This is a genomic window from Brevibacillus sp. NRRL NRS-603, from assembly GCF_003013445.1.
GTDB lineage: Bacteria > Bacillota > Bacilli > Brevibacillales > Brevibacillaceae > Brevibacillus > Brevibacillus formosus.
Genome location: NZ_PXZN01000034.1, coordinates 105,061 through 120,408, shown reverse-complemented (window position 1 = coordinate 120,408; position 15,348 = coordinate 105,061). Strand labels below are relative to the sequence as shown.

Annotated in this window: 14 protein-coding genes and 7 tRNA genes; 4 read left to right on the top strand and 17 right to left on the bottom strand. The window is 48.4% G+C overall.

Annotated features, from left to right (window positions below):
- Positions 1-92: 92 nt before the first annotated feature.
- The 7 genes from C7R94_RS23985 to C7R94_RS23955 all read right to left on the bottom strand — a co-directional run bounded on the left by C7R94_RS23985 (position 93) and on the right by C7R94_RS23955 (position 929).
- Positions 93-179: transfer RNA gene (locus C7R94_RS23985), tRNA-Leu, on the bottom strand.
- 34 nt (positions 180-213) lie between these two features.
- A tRNA-Lys gene (locus C7R94_RS23980) sits at positions 214-289 on the bottom strand.
- Positions 290-329: 40 nt separating this feature from the next.
- Positions 330-406, bottom strand: a tRNA-Asp gene (locus C7R94_RS23975).
- Between the two features lie 77 nt (positions 407-483).
- A tRNA-Met gene (locus C7R94_RS23970) sits at positions 484-560 on the bottom strand.
- A 78-nt stretch (positions 561-638) separates the two neighbouring features.
- Positions 639-714, bottom strand: a tRNA-Val gene (locus C7R94_RS23965).
- Between the two features lie 32 nt (positions 715-746).
- A tRNA-Glu gene (locus tag C7R94_RS23960) sits at positions 747-820 on the bottom strand.
- A 16-nt stretch (positions 821-836) separates the two neighbouring features.
- A tRNA-Ser gene (locus C7R94_RS23955) sits at positions 837-929 on the bottom strand.
- 756 nt (positions 930-1,685) lie between these two features.
- Between C7R94_RS23955 and C7R94_RS23950 the strand changes: the two genes are divergently transcribed.
- Positions 1,686-2,117 (top strand): GNAT family N-acetyltransferase, encoded by a 432-nt coding sequence (locus C7R94_RS23950; protein ID WP_106785236.1) that lies wholly within the window; start codon positions 1,686-1,688, stop codon positions 2,115-2,117.
- Here the strand turns inward: C7R94_RS23950 and C7R94_RS23945 are convergent.
- The 7 genes from C7R94_RS23945 to C7R94_RS23915 all read right to left on the bottom strand — a co-directional run bounded on the left by C7R94_RS23945 (position 2,112) and on the right by C7R94_RS23915 (position 8,693).
- Complete coding sequence (locus C7R94_RS23945) at positions 2,112-2,879, bottom strand: type III pantothenate kinase (protein ID WP_088910223.1); 768 nt, start codon at positions 2,877-2,879, stop codon at positions 2,112-2,114. The two genes, C7R94_RS23950 and C7R94_RS23945, sit on opposite strands and share 6 nt — an antisense overlap.
- Positions 2,880-2,891: 12 nt before the next feature.
- Entirely contained in the window at positions 2,892-3,740 is an 849-nt protein-coding gene (gene nadC, locus C7R94_RS23940; protein WP_106785235.1) for a carboxylating nicotinate-nucleotide diphosphorylase, read from the bottom strand.
- Positions 3,727-5,349, bottom strand: coding sequence for an L-aspartate oxidase (gene nadB, locus C7R94_RS23935; protein WP_106785234.1), 1,623 nt, complete (start codon positions 5,347-5,349; stop codon positions 3,727-3,729). The genes nadC and nadB overlap by 14 nt, the downstream gene beginning before the upstream one ends.
- 116 nt (positions 5,350-5,465) lie before the next feature.
- Positions 5,466-5,891 (bottom strand): Fur family transcriptional regulator, encoded by a 426-nt coding sequence (locus C7R94_RS23930; protein ID WP_047074521.1) that lies wholly within the window; start codon positions 5,889-5,891, stop codon positions 5,466-5,468.
- Between the two features lie 39 nt (positions 5,892-5,930).
- Complete coding sequence (locus C7R94_RS23925; protein WP_106785233.1) at positions 5,931-6,770, bottom strand: metal ABC transporter permease; 840 nt, start codon at positions 6,768-6,770, stop codon at positions 5,931-5,933.
- Between the two features lie 35 nt (positions 6,771-6,805).
- Positions 6,806-7,576, bottom strand: coding sequence for a metal ABC transporter ATP-binding protein (locus C7R94_RS23920; protein WP_106785232.1), 771 nt, complete (start codon positions 7,574-7,576; stop codon positions 6,806-6,808).
- A 136-nt stretch (positions 7,577-7,712) separates the two neighbouring features.
- Positions 7,713-8,693: a metal ABC transporter substrate-binding protein gene (locus C7R94_RS23915; RefSeq protein ID WP_106785231.1), complete on the bottom strand. Its 981-nt coding sequence runs from the start codon at positions 8,691-8,693 to the stop codon at positions 7,713-7,715.
- A gap of 192 nt (positions 8,694-8,885) precedes the next feature.
- On the opposite strand from C7R94_RS23915, the gene C7R94_RS23910 reads away from it, so the two are divergent.
- The 3 genes from C7R94_RS23910 (at position 8,886) to C7R94_RS23900 (ending at position 11,116) form a co-directional block, all read left to right on the top strand.
- Positions 8,886-9,377 carry a PCYCGC domain-containing protein gene (locus C7R94_RS23910; protein WP_106785230.1) on the top strand — a complete coding sequence of 164 codons (492 nt, stop codon included), beginning with the start codon at positions 8,886-8,888 and terminating at the stop codon, positions 9,375-9,377.
- Positions 9,378-9,488: 111 nt separating this feature from the next.
- Positions 9,489-9,824, top strand: a complete 336-nt coding sequence (locus C7R94_RS23905) for a PadR family transcriptional regulator (RefSeq protein WP_106785229.1) — start codon at positions 9,489-9,491, stop codon at positions 9,822-9,824.
- Positions 9,821-11,116, top strand: coding sequence for an FtsW/RodA/SpoVE family cell cycle protein (locus C7R94_RS23900; RefSeq protein ID WP_106785228.1), 1,296 nt, complete (start codon positions 9,821-9,823; stop codon positions 11,114-11,116). Before C7R94_RS23905 ends, C7R94_RS23900 begins: the two co-directional genes overlap by 4 nt.
- Positions 11,117-11,161: 45 nt before the next feature.
- On the opposite strand, the gene nadA is transcribed toward C7R94_RS23900, so the two are convergent.
- The 3 genes from nadA to ftsH all read right to left on the bottom strand — a co-directional run bounded on the left by nadA (position 11,162) and on the right by ftsH (position 15,298).
- Positions 11,162-12,106 (bottom strand): quinolinate synthase NadA, encoded by a 945-nt coding sequence (nadA, locus tag C7R94_RS23895; RefSeq protein WP_017246967.1) that lies wholly within the window; start codon positions 12,104-12,106, stop codon positions 11,162-11,164.
- A gap of 140 nt (positions 12,107-12,246) precedes the next feature.
- On the bottom strand, positions 12,247-13,116 hold the full coding sequence (locus C7R94_RS23890) for an HAD family hydrolase (RefSeq protein WP_106785227.1): 870 nt from the start codon (positions 13,114-13,116) through the stop codon (positions 12,247-12,249).
- 229 nt (positions 13,117-13,345) lie between these two features.
- On the bottom strand, positions 13,346-15,298 hold the full coding sequence (gene ftsH, locus C7R94_RS23885) for an ATP-dependent zinc metalloprotease FtsH (protein WP_106785226.1): 1,953 nt from the start codon (positions 15,296-15,298) through the stop codon (positions 13,346-13,348).
- Between the last annotated feature and the right edge of the window lie 50 nt (positions 15,299-15,348).

The window sequence follows — 15,348 nt, the reverse complement described above, 5'->3', positions numbered from 1 at the left end:
TTGAGCTACGTCCGCATGCTGCTTTGCTGTTGTGGGGTCCCCGAAAAGTACTCGGAAATCACTTCGAAGCTTCGCTTCACTTTTTGGGGTAATGGTGCGGTCGAGAGGACTTGAACCTCCACGGTGTTGCCACCACTAGAACCTGAATCTAGCGCGTCTGCCAATTCCGCCACGACCGCATATAAAATTCAATCTCTCGCCTTTTTTGAAAACTGGTGAGCCATGAAGGACTCGAACCTTCGACCCTCTGATTAAAAGTCAGATGCTCTACCAACTGAGCTAATGGCTCTCACTATATTTATCGCTATTTCAGACCAACAAGGTTGAAATGGCGGAGCTGACGGGACTCGAACCCGCGACCTCCGGTGTGACAGACCGGCGTGAACTCCAACTTCACCACAGCTCCATATTTGGTTGCACCCAATGGGCACTCCGATTCTACTTGATCAAGAAGATTACTCGATGTAGAGCAAGTAGAAAATTTGGTTGCGGGAGCAGGATTTGAACCTGCGACCTTCGGGTTATGAGCCCGACGAGCTACCGAGCTGCTCCATCCCGCGATAGTCAGGACGACTGAGTGTCAGTGTTGCCACAGGACGTGGCGCTTTTAGCTGACCTTCCTTGTCCGTTAATATAAGTGGTGGAGGCTGACGGGATCGAACCGCCGACCCTCTGCTTGTAAGGCAGATGCTCTCCCAGCTGAGCTAAGCCTCCAGACCCCTGCGTTTGCAGGGTATTTTGCTAGGTGACCCGTAGGGGATTCGAACCCCTGAATGACAGCGTGAAAGGCTGCTGTGTTAAACCGCTTCACCAACGGGCCATTTCTAAGAAAGTGATGGCGGATGGAGTGGGATTTGAACCCACGAGACGGTTCGACACCGCCTACACGATTTCCAATCGTGCTCCTTCGGCCGCTCGGACATCCATCCGTATATTTGAAGTGGATCAAAGTGATCCGCTTGTTTGCCTTTCAGAATTCATATGTTAGCATGCATTCATTTGAAACGCAAGAACTTTTTTAAAGAAACTTAAAAAGTTCAATGTGACATAACTTTTCTGCTAGGCACAATAGCCATTTTAGCGCGTGGATCATGTGCTGTCAACGAAAAGTAATGAAAATCTCAACTTTTTTCTCTATTCCCATCCATGGATGGGAAATACGTATCTATCTTAACCTGTCACCAGCAATGTTACTCGCTGAGTACCACTCTTTTTGTCGAGTCGGCTCGTATCTACACTACTAACAGACTCACCATAGAGTAAGACGGAATGGTATAATTTAACTCGAGACAAGACTGGCGGTGGAAGACCACGGCACAGCTTCCTGTAAAGGAGGTGATGCTGATGGTCTCGCTCGGCACGCTTTACCTTTTCCTAAAAGTACTGGCAACCATGCTAAGCCTCTGGTTTAGCAGCAGGAAGCTCTACCGATGGATAAGAAAGTGGCGTAACAAGCGAAAACCCACCGCCTAAGGTTGACCGCCTGACGGTGGGTTCGCTGTTTTTGTAATCATGCGCGCCGTGGGTGTGCCACAGCTACTTGTCTCAGGAGCCTTGCCGCTGCAACGGTATTGGCTCCTTTATTTATATGTTGGATAATCCATATCTCTACCAGTAGTTTAACACCCTTTTTCCATTCCATACAATATTGGCAACGATTCACAAGTAGAAAGGATTTGAAATGGATGACCTCGATTAGTCTAGCTACTCCTCAAGACATTCCAGCTGTCTGCACGATTGATGCCATGGTGCTCGGTTCAACCAGTCGTTCACCTGAACTTCAAGAAGCCATCGAGCAAGGGCATTGCTACTTGGCGTTAATCGACAAGAATATCGTCGGTTTTGCCATCATCAATCAATCCTTTTTTAAGAACAGCTTTATTCATCTGCTCATTGTTCACCCTCACTATCAGAAACGAGGGGTTGGCGAGGAGATGATGCGCTATCTGGAAACGATCTCCCCTACGGAGAAGTTGTTCACTTCTACTAACCTTTCCAACGAAAGAATGCAACGCCTCTGTCTGAAGCTCGGATATGTTCACTGCGGAACTCTGACTCACCTAGATCCAGATGATCCTGAAATGTTTTTCTGCAAATACGTTCGTCATCCACTATGACTGATTGCGCTCATAGATCAAACGAAGTCCTTTTAGCGTAAGATTCTGATCAACGACATGGATACAAGAGGTCTCATTCGCAAAAAGCGCTGCCAACCCTCCCGTAGCAACTACGGTAGGTCGCGTACCGTATTCATCCATGATTCTGCGTACAATGCCTTCGACCTGACCGACGAACCCGTAGAAAATGCCGGATTGCATCGCCGCTATCGTATTCCGCCCCACTACACTTGCAGGCTTGGCAATTTCAATTCGCGGGAGTTTGGCTGCACGAGTGAAGAGCGCCTCTGTCGATATCCCGATACCGGGAGCAATCGCCCCGCCCCAATACTGCGCCCGCTCGTCCACATAGCAAAAGGTCGTTGCTGTACCAAAATCGACAACAATAAGCGGCGCACCGTAATGATGGATCGCAGCAACAGCGTTCACGATTCGATCGGAACCAACCTCTCGTGGATACTCATACTTAATGTTCAGCCCCGTTTTGATACCTGGTCCGATAATCAGCGCTTTTTGTTGCATGTACTTCCCACACATGCGTTCAATCGTGAGGTTTAAAGGCGGCACGACAGACGAGATAATGACGCCTCTCACCTGTTCAAAACCAAGCCCTACGCTACCAAATAAGCTTTTGACGAGCATGCCGTACTCGTCTTCCGTTTTGTTACGGTCTGTGGACACTCTCCAATGGTGTTGAAGCTCGTCACCTTCATACAAGCCCAACACAATATTGGAGTTGCCTATATCAATCACCAATAACATCGTGGTCGCTCCTTACCGCTTGCGTGTATTCAAATCGAGGCTGATATCAAACGCTTTGACAGAATGAGTCAGCGCCCCTACCGAAATGATATCTACGCCTGTTTTTGCAATGTCACCAATCGTCTCCAGACTCACACCGCCAGACGCCTCGACAATGGCCCGTCCATTGATATACTGCACGGCTTCCACCATTTGATCGAGGGACATATTGTCGAGCATGATCGTATCTGCACCTGCTGCCAACGCTTCCTGAACCTGTTCGAACGATTCGGCCTCTACCTCTACTGTCATCGTATGAGGAATAACCGCGCGTGCCGCCGCAACAGCCTGTGCGATACCGCCCGCTCCTTTGATATGATTGTCCTTGATCATCACGGCATCATACAGGGCAAAACGGTGATTGTAGCCTCCCCCGACTCGAACCGCATACTTTTCCAAAGCCCTGAGGCCTGGCGTAGTCTTTCTCGTATCGACAACTCGTGCCTTCGTCCCTGCGACGGCGGCTGCGTATTCACTCGTTTTCGTAGCAATCCCAGACAGTCGTTGCATTAAATTAAGGGCAAGCCGCTCTCCGCTCAAAATCGATCGAACCGAGCCACTGACTTCGGCGATCTGCTGACCAACCTCTACTCGTGCCCCTTCTACTACCTTTGCCTCAAAAACGAGAGCAGAATCAACCGTGGCAAATACTTGCTCCGCAATCGGCAAGCCTGCCACGATCCCCGCTTCCTTCGCGTATAAAATGCCGACACCCTGTTCCGATTCAGGAATCGTGCTCATCGTCGTCACATCACCAAACCCCACGTCTTCCTGTAGCCATTCCTCTATTTTTCGCTGAAGCTCCCGTTTATTCCACATCATGCTTCTCACACTCCTCTTGGACACCATCTTCTATAGACTGGATCAAATGCTTGCGCCACACCAAGTCGTCTTTATTTGGAAAATCAGTACGATAATGCCCACCTCTGCTTTCTTCCCGCAAAAGTGCCGCTCTCGTTGTCAGGACGGCAGCATTCAGCAGATTGAAGAATTCAAACGTTTCCAGGCTCTTTGGCTCGTACTGATAGTATTGCTCCATTCGCGCAAGCTCTGCTAATGCTTTCGTTAATCCTTTATCGTCGCGCTTCACACTAACGTGCCGCAGCATGAGCTTTTGCATTTTCAATCGTTGTTCACGTGTATTGAACGTTTGGGGCAGTTTTTGCTTAGAACCAACCTGGAAGGGATGAATGCTCGGCAAATCAGCCAGCTGCTTGATCCGCTCCGCTATGCGGTGACCAAATACAACAGCTTCTGATAACGAGTTACTGGCCAGTCGATTTGCTCCATGTACCCCTGTGCAGGAAGCTTCCCCGCATGCAAAAAGCCGCTTCGTCGAGGTCTCCCCGTTCAAATCAGTCTGGACCCCACCCATAATATAATGGCAGGCAGGAGCTACTGGAATCCAATCTGTCACCATATTGAGCCCATATTGTAAGCAAAAATTATAAATCGTCGGAAAACGCCGCTTAATAAGGTCCTCCGATTCGTGGGTAATGTCCAGATACACGAACGTAGACTTCGTCTGTTCCATCTCAGAGACAATCGCCCTGGCGACAATATCGCGCGGCGCCAGCTCTTTTTGCGGATGGTACTTGTCCATGAAGCGATCACCATTGCTGTTACGCAAAATAGCACCCTCCCCACGAACCGCTTCCGAGATCAAAAAGCGCGGGGCTCCCGGATAGTAAAGCGCAGTCGGATGAAACTGGATAAATTCCACATCTTTAATGCGAGCGCCAGCCCGATACGCGATGCCGATCCCATCTGCTGTAGCGATTTGCGGATTCGTTGTGTAACGATAAAGCTGACCTGCACCTCCTGTAGCCAGCACCGTTGCTTTGGCTTCCAAGAAAAACAGCTCGCCATCAGGCTTCCGCACGAGGACTCCCACGCATTCGCCATCTTGTGTGATGACATCCACAGCAAAATGATATTCTAATACCTGAATGTTTGGCTGCTCCATCACACGTTTGGACAAAGCGCGAACGATCTCTGCCCCAGTGGCATCTCCGTTCGCATGCAAAATTCGTCGTTTGCTATGCGCGCCTTCCTGCGTCAGCTCGTACTCCCCTTGTTCATCGCGGTCAAATTCCGTTCCATATGCAATCAGTTCATGCAAGCGATCAGGGCCTTCATGCACCAGGACTTCCACAGCGTTATACGAGCAAAGACCTGCTCCAGCGATTAACGTATCCTGTCGATGAAGGGCAGGAGAATCTGATTGGGCTGTTACAGCAGCGATTCCTCCCTGAGCCCAGCGTGTGTTACTATCATCGAGTCCCTTCTTGCTGATCAACACCACATCCGCATACTCACTCGTTTGCAACGCCGTATACAACCCAGCAATTCCTGCTCCAATAACAGCTACATCTGCCCTCATCCGAGGCAAGGTGTGCAAATCAAAGTCCACAATATAACGGGGAATCATGACTGTGTCCCTTCTCTCTTGTAACTGATGATTTTCCACCCATTATAGCAAATACACGCTTGGAGGAGATGCAAAAAAAGAGCGCCCGCAAAAAGCGAGCACTCCCCTCTATCCGATTAATTCGAATGCGTTACACATTCCTTACACGTGCCATATACCTCGAACTTGTGCCCCGTCACTTGAAACTCTTCCGGTACCGCGGAAATAATATTCATCGGACATCCTGGCAAAGAAGAAGTCTTTCCACATTCCGTACAAATCACATGGTGATGATGGTGTCCATCTGTCGAACAGGCCAAACGGAATCTGCCTTCCCCATCCAGCTCCGTCTCCTCCAGAATTCCCAGCTCAACAAAAGTGGAAATGTTGCGATAGACGGTATCGAAGCTGAGTGTTGGATACTGCTCCTTGATTCTTTCCATAATATCTTTAGCAGACAGGTATCGCTTCTCGGCCGCGCAGATTCGAATCATCTCCTCCCGCTTGCCGGTATACTTGAAACCATGGTCTTTCAATATTTGCAGCGCTTCTTCTACTTTCATCGACAAACACTCCTTCCTTTTGTCATCTCCGGAAAACTCTTATCGAAAAGCGACCCGCAGCTTTTTTACACCCAATACAACCAGCATAACCAGTACTGCCATCAGTACAATTGTACCACCAGATGCCCAATCAAGGAGATAGGCAAAATACAAACCGCTCAGCACGGAAAACTCCGCGAACAAAATCGACAAGAAAATCGTTTGACGAAAGCTTTTTGCGATTTGCAGACTAGCCGCCACCGGAAGCGTAATCAGCGCCGAGATTAACAGGACACCAACAATACGCATGGAAGCCGCAATCGTCAGAGCGACGAGCACCATGAACCACAAATTAATCGAACGCCTTGCCACGCCGGAGACGCGAGCGAATTCCTCGTCAAAGGAGACAGCAAAAAGCTCCTTGTAAATCAACAAGACTGTCCCTAAAACGACTACTGCCACACCAATCAGCGCATACAGATCTTCAATGGACACCGTCACGATTTTTCCGAACAAGTACGAATACAAATCGGCATTAAAACCGTCCGCGATGCTGATCAATACCGTAAACAGCCCAAGTCCCGCGGACAAAATAATCGGAATCGCCAAATCCTGATACGCTTTGTACACCTTACGCAGCCGCTCGATGAACAACGAACCGATCACCGCAAACACCATCCCGAAAAACAGCGGATTGACTGCGGAGAAGAAGGCGACCTTTTTGGAAATAAGCATCCCGGCAGCTACACCGGACAGCGTGACGTGTGACAAGCCATCTGCCATCATCGACAAGCGACGAACAATGAGAAATGTACCCAAAATAGGGCAGATCAGACCAATTAAAATCCCTGAAAACAGGGTATACCGCAAAAAGTCATACTGCCACCAATCAGCAAGCATGTGTATATTCCTTCTTTCTTACCCATTTACAAAGCTTAATGATGATGAGACAGCAGTCTGACCGAATCACCGTACATACTTTGCAAGATTTTTTCTTGGTTATGCTCAAAATCGTGCGCCGTTCCGTGGAAGTGAATTTTCTTCTGCACACAAGCCACCTTGGTCACCCATTGCGACATGACTCCCACATCGTGGCTGACGATCATCATCGTCAATCCGTTCTCTTCCTTCAGCGAACGAAGCAAGCTGTAAAATTGATCAATCGATTCCTGATCGACACCGACTGTAGGCTCATCGAGGATCAACAGCTCCGGTTCAGCCACGAGAGCTCGCGCTATGAATACGCGCTGTAATTGCCCGCCGGACAAGTTGCCGATGCGTTGATCCAGCTTCTCCAGCAAGCCAACACGCTCTACCGCAGCCCGTACACTCTCATGATGCTGTTTCGTCAGTCTGCGGAAAAGGCCTATTTTGCCGACCAATCCAGATGACACGACTTCTCGCACTGTCGCCGGAAATCCACCCGCTCCATGAGCGACTTGTTGAGCGACGTATCCAACGCGGTTCCATTCGCGAAACTTGGATAGCGGTTGCCCGAACAGCTCCACTGTCCCTTTGTTTGGCATTAACAGACCCAAAATCAGCTTCATCAGCGTAGATTTTCCTGATCCGTTCGGCCCGACGATGCCCACAAAGTCTCCTCGTTCCAGTGTGAATTCAACCTCATCGAGAACCTGTTTGTCTTCATATTGAAAGGAGACGCCTGTGAGCTTAATGACTGGCACCTCTTGTTTATGTGGTTCCATGAAATATCCATCCCTTAAATCGGATTTGTTCTTATTTGCTTCCCTTCATCGTACTACGATTTTGCCCGAACCACAAGCATCCTACTAATAAATGAAAAAATGCCGCCTGGCAAGCGACATCTTTTCGAGGGAAAGCTTATTGGAGTGCAGTCTTCAATGTATTCATATTGTCGCGCATAATGGACAAGTAATCACGGCCTGCCTTCACATCGTCTTCCGTCAAACCTTCCAACGGATTGAGTGTGGCTGTCTTCACGCCCGCTTCCTTCGCAATCACTTCCGCTACCTTCGGAGAAACTAACGTCTCGAACAGCACATAAGAAATGTTGTGTTCCTTTACATGCTCCACCAAGCTCTTCAACTCTGTTGTAGATGGCTCATCAGAAGGATTAACCCCTGAGATCGCTACTTGCTCCAGCCCGTAGCGTTTTGCCAGATAGCTGAATGCGCTATGAGAAACCATGAATTCTTTCTTCGGCGCTTGCGTAACCATGTCTTTGAACTCTTTATCCAGCTGTTCCAGGTCTGTTGCTAATTGTGTGTAGTTCTTTTCATAATCAGCAGCATGCGCCTGATCCTTTTGCACGAGTGTATTTTTGACCTTCTCTGCCTGTGCCTTCAGTTGCATCGGATCGAGCCATACATGAGGGTCCATATCCCCGTGGTCATGTCCTGCCTCTTCTGCGTGACCTTCTTCTGTGTGTCCTTCTCCTTCATGCTCATGCTCAGCTGTACGAATCAGCTCGAGACCTTCCGTCGCATTAACGATCGTTGTTTTGTTTTTGTCGAGGTTGGTTACAGCCTTCTCTACCCACAGCTCCAAACCACTGCCGTTATAGGCAAAAATATCTGCTCCAGACAGAGCGACCATGTCTTTTGCGGTTGGTTCGTAGTCGTGAGGCTCTACGCCAGCGGGAACCAGATTCGTTACCTCCACGTGTTCACCGCCGATTCGCTTCGCTACATATTCCAATGGATAAATCGTCGTGTATACTTTTGGCTTCCCGGACGCGTCACCGCCAGTTTGCGGAGTACCAGCCGTTTCGTTCGCTGCTCCACATCCCACTAGCCCCACTGCCGTAATGAAACTGAGGGCTGCCAACATAGCTCTTTTCATCTATATTTCCTCCTGATTCAATTCAAAATGATTCCGATTTACGTTCTCGTCGTTTTTCATTATACGGAGAGGAGCCCAAAAAGTAAATAGGATTTATTCCGATTTAAACATTATACGCACACATCTTCTCTCCCAGCTTCACAATTTCTCCATCGCATTATGATAAAATAACTGGCAGGAGGTATGTCCAAGATGAAACGTAAATCATGGTTAGCCATTACTTTTATCACCGCAGCTCTGCTAACTGGCTGTGGCTCTACTGATCAAGCTGAACAGAATCATAGCGATCACACGCAGCACGCCCCCAATGGAGACTTGCAGGAATTGACTGCTTCCGCTGATCAGCTGCCAAAATTTTTAGACAACCAAGACCCTGTTATTATCCAATCCTACAAAGTTGCTGCCGCAAATCGTGAGTTGCTCAAATCCATTCCCTGCTATTGTGGTTGTGGTGAAAGTGCTGGACACGGGCATAATGGCAACTGCTTCATCAAAGAAGAAAAATCTGATGGCTCCATTGTCTGGGATGACCACGGCACTCGCTGCGGCGTATGCATGGAAATCGCCGTTATTTCCGGCAAGCTGAAAGAAGAAGGCAAATCTATAAAAGAAATTCGTACCTATATAGACCAAACCTACGGGCAAGGCTACGGAAAACCAACTCCTACCCCGATGCCTTCCTAAACACAGATAACAAGACTTCCCGACGAGGAGGTCTTTCTTTTTTCCCTTTTATGGAATAGAATGATACATAGATATTCGAGGTATCGAAATCCGAGGTATAAGGAGGTAGCTATGGCAGTTAATAAAGAGTTGATGAAAGGCAGTACGGTCATTCTCATTCTTACCTTGCTGGAACAAAAGGCGATGTATGGCTATGAGATGATCAAGACGATGGAAACTAGCTCGAGCGGTGTGCTCTCTCTCAAGGAGGGCACCCTCTACCCCATTCTTCATACCCTTGAGTCTGAAGGAAAGGTTGAGGCGTTTTGGAGCGAAGGTGAAGGAGAGCGAAAACGCAAATATTATCAAATCACCCGCGAAGGCAAGAAGCATCTGAAAGAAAAGAAACAGGAGTGGGAATCTTTCCGTACCGCTGTTGACTCCGTGTTGGGAGGGCAGCCTACATGAACGGAAATAAACGGATTACGCATTACATAAAAGAGGTTTGCGGTCAGATTAAAAACAAAGAGGTTCATGCAGCGATTAGGCTGGAATTGGAGAATCATTTCGCTGAAAAGATCGAGGATTATCGCGAGGCTGGGTATGGGGAAGATGAAGCGACGCGGATTGCGATTGCGGAGATGGGTGATCCTGTTGATGTCGGGCGGCATCTGCATCAAGCGCATAAGCCGCGGATGGAGTGGGGAATTGTTTCGATTGTGGGAATCCTACTCGCTATCGGGCTGGTTACCCTGTATTCTCTTCATATTGTAGAAGATAGTCGCAATTTGATCGGTAGACAACTGGTCGGAATCATAATCGGAACAGTCGTCCTCGTGGCGATTCTCTTTTGGGATTACAGTAAATTAAAGAGATATAGTAAGATTCTGTATTTCGGCACGATGACCTTACTCTTATATACACTGCACGCAGGGAGACCTATAGCCGGTATTCAGTATTTGGACATCGGAGATTCTCAACTCCATTTCATTGGAATCAGTCCCTTCCTGTTCATCGTAGCCCTCGCAGGAATTTTCACCGACTGGAAGGAGCACAATCGCTACACCATCGTAAAACTGATTTCGTACTTCCTCCCCCCGTGCCTACTTCTCATGTTAGGCGAATACGAATTTGCCGTTCTCTTATATGTCGGTGGCTACATCGCCCTCATGATTGCCGCTGTGCCTAAAAAACTTGTTATAATGAGCTACCTCGCTATGGTTTTCGCGTTTGTCGGAGGGATGGTTTACCTGTTCGCTCAACCTTATCAGCTAGATCGTCTATTTCACTTCCTGAATACGTACCTCGAACCGGATGGAAGAGGATATATCACCAATCAATCCTTGAAAGCCATCCAGTCAGCTACCTTATGGGGACAAGGCTTCGGTGCCTCTCTAGATGATGCATTGCCTGCCCTTGAGTCTGACTATATTTTTGCCTACATGGTGTATATCTTTGGACCAATTGTAGGGATAGCCTTTTTCATCCTGGGCGTCTTGCTGTTGCTTCGTTTGCTTCAGACCATTAGACGAGTAAAAGATGTATACGGATCCTTGCTGTTATCCGGTATGATTGTACTCGTTTTCACGCCGTTTTTCTGGGGTATTTTCATGACTGTCGGTCTGGCTCCCCCTATCGCTGTGAATCTACCATTCGTTGGCTTTGGAATCGTGCATACCGTATTGCAGATGGCATTGATTGGACTCGCCCTGAACATTTACCGACGAAAAGACATCCAGCCCTTAACCAAAGCCTCCTAATAGAAAAAGGGAGTAAAGCCCCTGCGCTCTACTCCCTTTTTGCAATTAAGCAGGCGCTACCGCAAGCATGCGCTCCAACGAAGCACGTGCCGCATCAGCAACATCCTTCGGAACAAAAATCTCCGGCTTCATATTCTCCAGCGCCTCGACGCACTTTTTCAGGTTGTTCACCTTCATATTCGGGCAAACGAGGTACTTGGAAGCGAAAATGAACGTTTTGTCCGGACTGTCCTTTTCCAGCATGTAGCGCGTGCCGTCTTCCGTTCCGATAATAAACTCTTTGTGCGAAGACTCACGGCAGTATTTCAAAATTCCGGTCGTGGAACCAACGTAGTCAGCCAGGGATACCACTTCTGGGCGGCATTCCGGATGAACGACTACCACAGCCTCTGGGTGCTGCTGCTTCAACGTCATGATGTCTTCTACAGACAGTTGGTCATGCGTGTTGCAGTACCCTTCCCAAATAATCATTTTCTTGTCCGTGAATTGGGATACATAGTGACCGAGGTTTTTGTCCGGCACCCAAATGATCTCATCGCTGTCAATCGACTCGATCACGCGCTTCGCGTTGGACGACGTACAGCAGATGTAGGTTTCTGCTTTCACATCCGCAGAAGTATTGATGTAAGCCACTACCTTTGCATTTGGATGCTGTGCTTTGAGCTTGCGGAGCCCGTCTACGTTCACCATGTCCGCCATCGGACAGCCAGCCCGTTCATCGGGAATAATGACGGTCTTCTGGGGATTGAGAATTTTTGCACTTTCCCCCATAAAATGAACCCCACAGAACAAAATCACATCGGCATCCGTTTCTTTTGCTTTCTGCGCCAATCCAAAGGAATCGCCAATGAAGTCAGCGACCTCTTGAATCTCGGGACGTTGGTAAAAGTGAGCAAGAATGATGGCATTACGCTCTTTCTTCAGCTGCAGCAGTCGTTCACGTAACTCAGCGTTGCGCTGGGCTTTTTTTTCTAACGCTAAAGCGTCCATGGAAAAAATCCCCCTACGGTGGTGTCATAATTTTACGGTCATTGTAAGCGTATAACCTCACCTTGTCAACGTGGTACATTTTAGAACGAAAAAAGCAGAAGTCGGCCTGTTACAGACGCAGCTTCTGCTTTTTCATTCTCTTACTCGCCTTTTTCTCCGAGAACACGCTCCCGAATAAAGCGGGCTACGCCTTCCTCATTGTGGTGCGGGGCGATATATTTGGCCACCTGCTTGATCTCGTCAGAAGCATTTTCCATCGCGACGGAATATCCTGCGCCCGTTAACGCCTCACGATCGTTTTCTGCATCGCCAAATGCCATTACTTTCTCCGGGGAGATTCCCCATTTCTCACAGAAGTATTGAAGCCCTTCCCATTTGGAAACCCCTTGAGGAATTACTTCGACATTCTGCTTTCCAGATGAAGTGATGGTCACTTGCTCGCTCCAAGGCTTCAGCTGCTTTTTCACCCACTCCAGACGATCCGGGTCATGATGCCAGATGAAGAACTTGACGATCTCTACTCCCCCGGACTCTACTTTTTCCAGCATCTCTGCCAATGGCTCTACGCGTGCGAGCCTGTAGTAAGGAAAATTCAAGATAGAGAACCCTTCCACTGATGCGTCCTCGCTTATGGTCGCTTCCAAACGTTCACGGTCTTCTTTGATCATCCAGCGATTGCTGTTGGTATCATGAAGCTCATAATAAATCGTTTCTTGCCTCAGGGCATGGATCGCACCGATTACCATCTCAGTAGGAAGGAGCCATCGACGGACCAGCGTGCCATCCCCTTCGAAAACAGCCCCGCCATTGCTACAGACAAAGCCGTCAAAAGGAAAGGAATCAATCGGAATTTGAGCGGAGCCATACATCCTGCCCGTAGATAAAACGAGTTTGCAGCCTTGCTGTTGCAATTGGCGAAGTGCTTCTTTCGTTCCTTCTGTCAGCTTTGAATCGTGAGTCAGTAAGGTTCCATCCATGTCAAATGCAGCCATGCCTGGTGTAAGCAACATATCCAATCCCTCTCATTCGCTTTGAATTTGAGTCACCATAGTGGAAGAGAAGAAAAAGCACAGTTCNNTTTTTAAGTTCCGACTGGGGTGGCCTGTCAAGGTCTACGAGCCCTGTGCTTTTTCTTCTCACTAGCTTTATTGGTTCATCGACACCTTTAAAACTTAGGAGCTAAACACCCACAATATTTATACTTTCCGATATTGCAAAAAAGGGCACCTGAGGCGCCCCTTATTGTTTCGGTTCTTCGTTTGTATCTTCTTGCTTTGGTTCTTCTTTTACTTCTACTTCTTCCAGCTTCGGTTGAATGTTCACGACCACATCTTTATTAGCATCTGGATCGTTATCCATTTTACCTGTTTCGATCAATTGCTTGATCTGCTCAGCATCGAGAGTCTCTACACGGAGCAGCGTGTTCGCAATCAGATCGAGCTGATCACGGTGCTTCGTCAGCAATTCTGTACACTTTTCGTAGCACTCGTTGATAATATTTTGCATTTCGAGATCGATCTCGTAGGCAATCTTATCGGAGTAGTTACGCTCGTTGCCATAGTCGCGGCCCAGGAATACCTGTCCTTGACTCTTACCGAACTGCATCGGTCCGAGCTTGCTCATTCCGTATTCGGTAATCATGCTACGAGCGATAGCAGTCGCGCGCTGGAAGTCATTATGCGCCCCGGTACTAATATCCCCGAGCACCAATTCCTCCGCAACACGTCCACCCAACAGACCGACGATTTTGTCGAGCAGGTCTTGTTTGGTAGCAAAGAAACGGTCTTCTTTCGGCAGCATCACGGTGTATCCGCCAGCTTGGCCGCGCGGAATGATTGTTACCTTATGTACCATTTCTGCATTTCTCAGGTGGTATCCGATGATCGTATGACCAGCTTCGTGGAAAGCAACCAGACGGCGTTCGTCTTCGCTCACGACGCGAGACTTCTTCGCTGGACCTGCAATCACGCGGTCAATCGCTTCATCTACTTCTGTCATGGTGATTTGCTTTTTGTTTCTGCGGGCAGTCAAGAGAGCCGCTTCGTTCAGCAAGTTCTCCAAGTCTGCGCCCGTGAAGCCCGATGTACCACGAGCAATCACGTCCAGCTTCACGTCTTCGCCAATCGGCTTATTGCGGGCATGAACCTTGAGCACCGCTTCACGGCCTTTGATATCAGGACGATCAACTGTAATTTGACGGTCAAAACGTCCCGGACGCAAGAGAGCCGGGTCGAGAATGTCAGGTCGGTTGGTCGCAGCGATCATGATGATCCCTTCGTTTCCACCAAAACCGTCCATCTCTACGAGCAACTGGTTGAGAGTTTGCTCGCGTTCGTCGTGGCCGCCGCCGAGTCCAGCTCCGCGTTGACGACCCACGGCGTCAATCTCGTCAATAAAGATAATGCAAGGAGCATTTTTCTTAGCATTTTCAAACAGGTCACGTACGCGGGATGCACCCACCCCAACGAACATTTCCACGAAGTCAGAACCGGAGATACTGAAGAACGGCACACCAGCTTCGCCTGCAACAGCGCGAGCGAGCAAGGTTTTACCTGTACCTGGAGGACCTACGAGCAGTACCCCTTTTGGAATACGAGCGCCAACCGCATTGAACTTACGGTTGTCTTTCAGGAAATCAACGACTTCCTCCAGCTCAGCCTTTTCTTCGTCCGCTCCTGCTACGTCGTCAAAGGTAACGCGTTTCTTTTCTTCGTTGTAAAGCTTGGCGCGGCTTTTACCGAAGTTCATTACTCGGCTTCCGCCACCTTGGGCATTGTTCAGAAGAAAGAAAAACAGGATGAAGATGATGACAAAAGGAATGATTGAGGTCAAGAACGTGAGCCAAATGCTGTTGCCCTCCGCAGGATTGAACGCTACATTCTTCATCTTTTGCGCATCAATTTTCTCTTCGACTAGCTTTACAACATCTGAATCATACAAAGGAACATTGGTAAAAAATTTGTTGCTTTCCTGTCCCGGAATAGCTTTTGCCAACGTACCCTCAACCCTGTAAGTACCATTCTCTGGTCGAAGCGCCAACTCAGTGACGTTGTCAGCTTTTAGCTGTACCCGGAATTCCTGATATGTAAGTTTCCCAACCTTATCAGTACCGGAGAGGATGAAATTCACGATCCCGACCGTGACAAGAAAAATCAGTAGGTAGAACCCGGTATTACGAAAAAAGCGATTCATTCCTTACCTCCTCTCACGAACAGACACTTTTCACATTTTATCATAGAAAG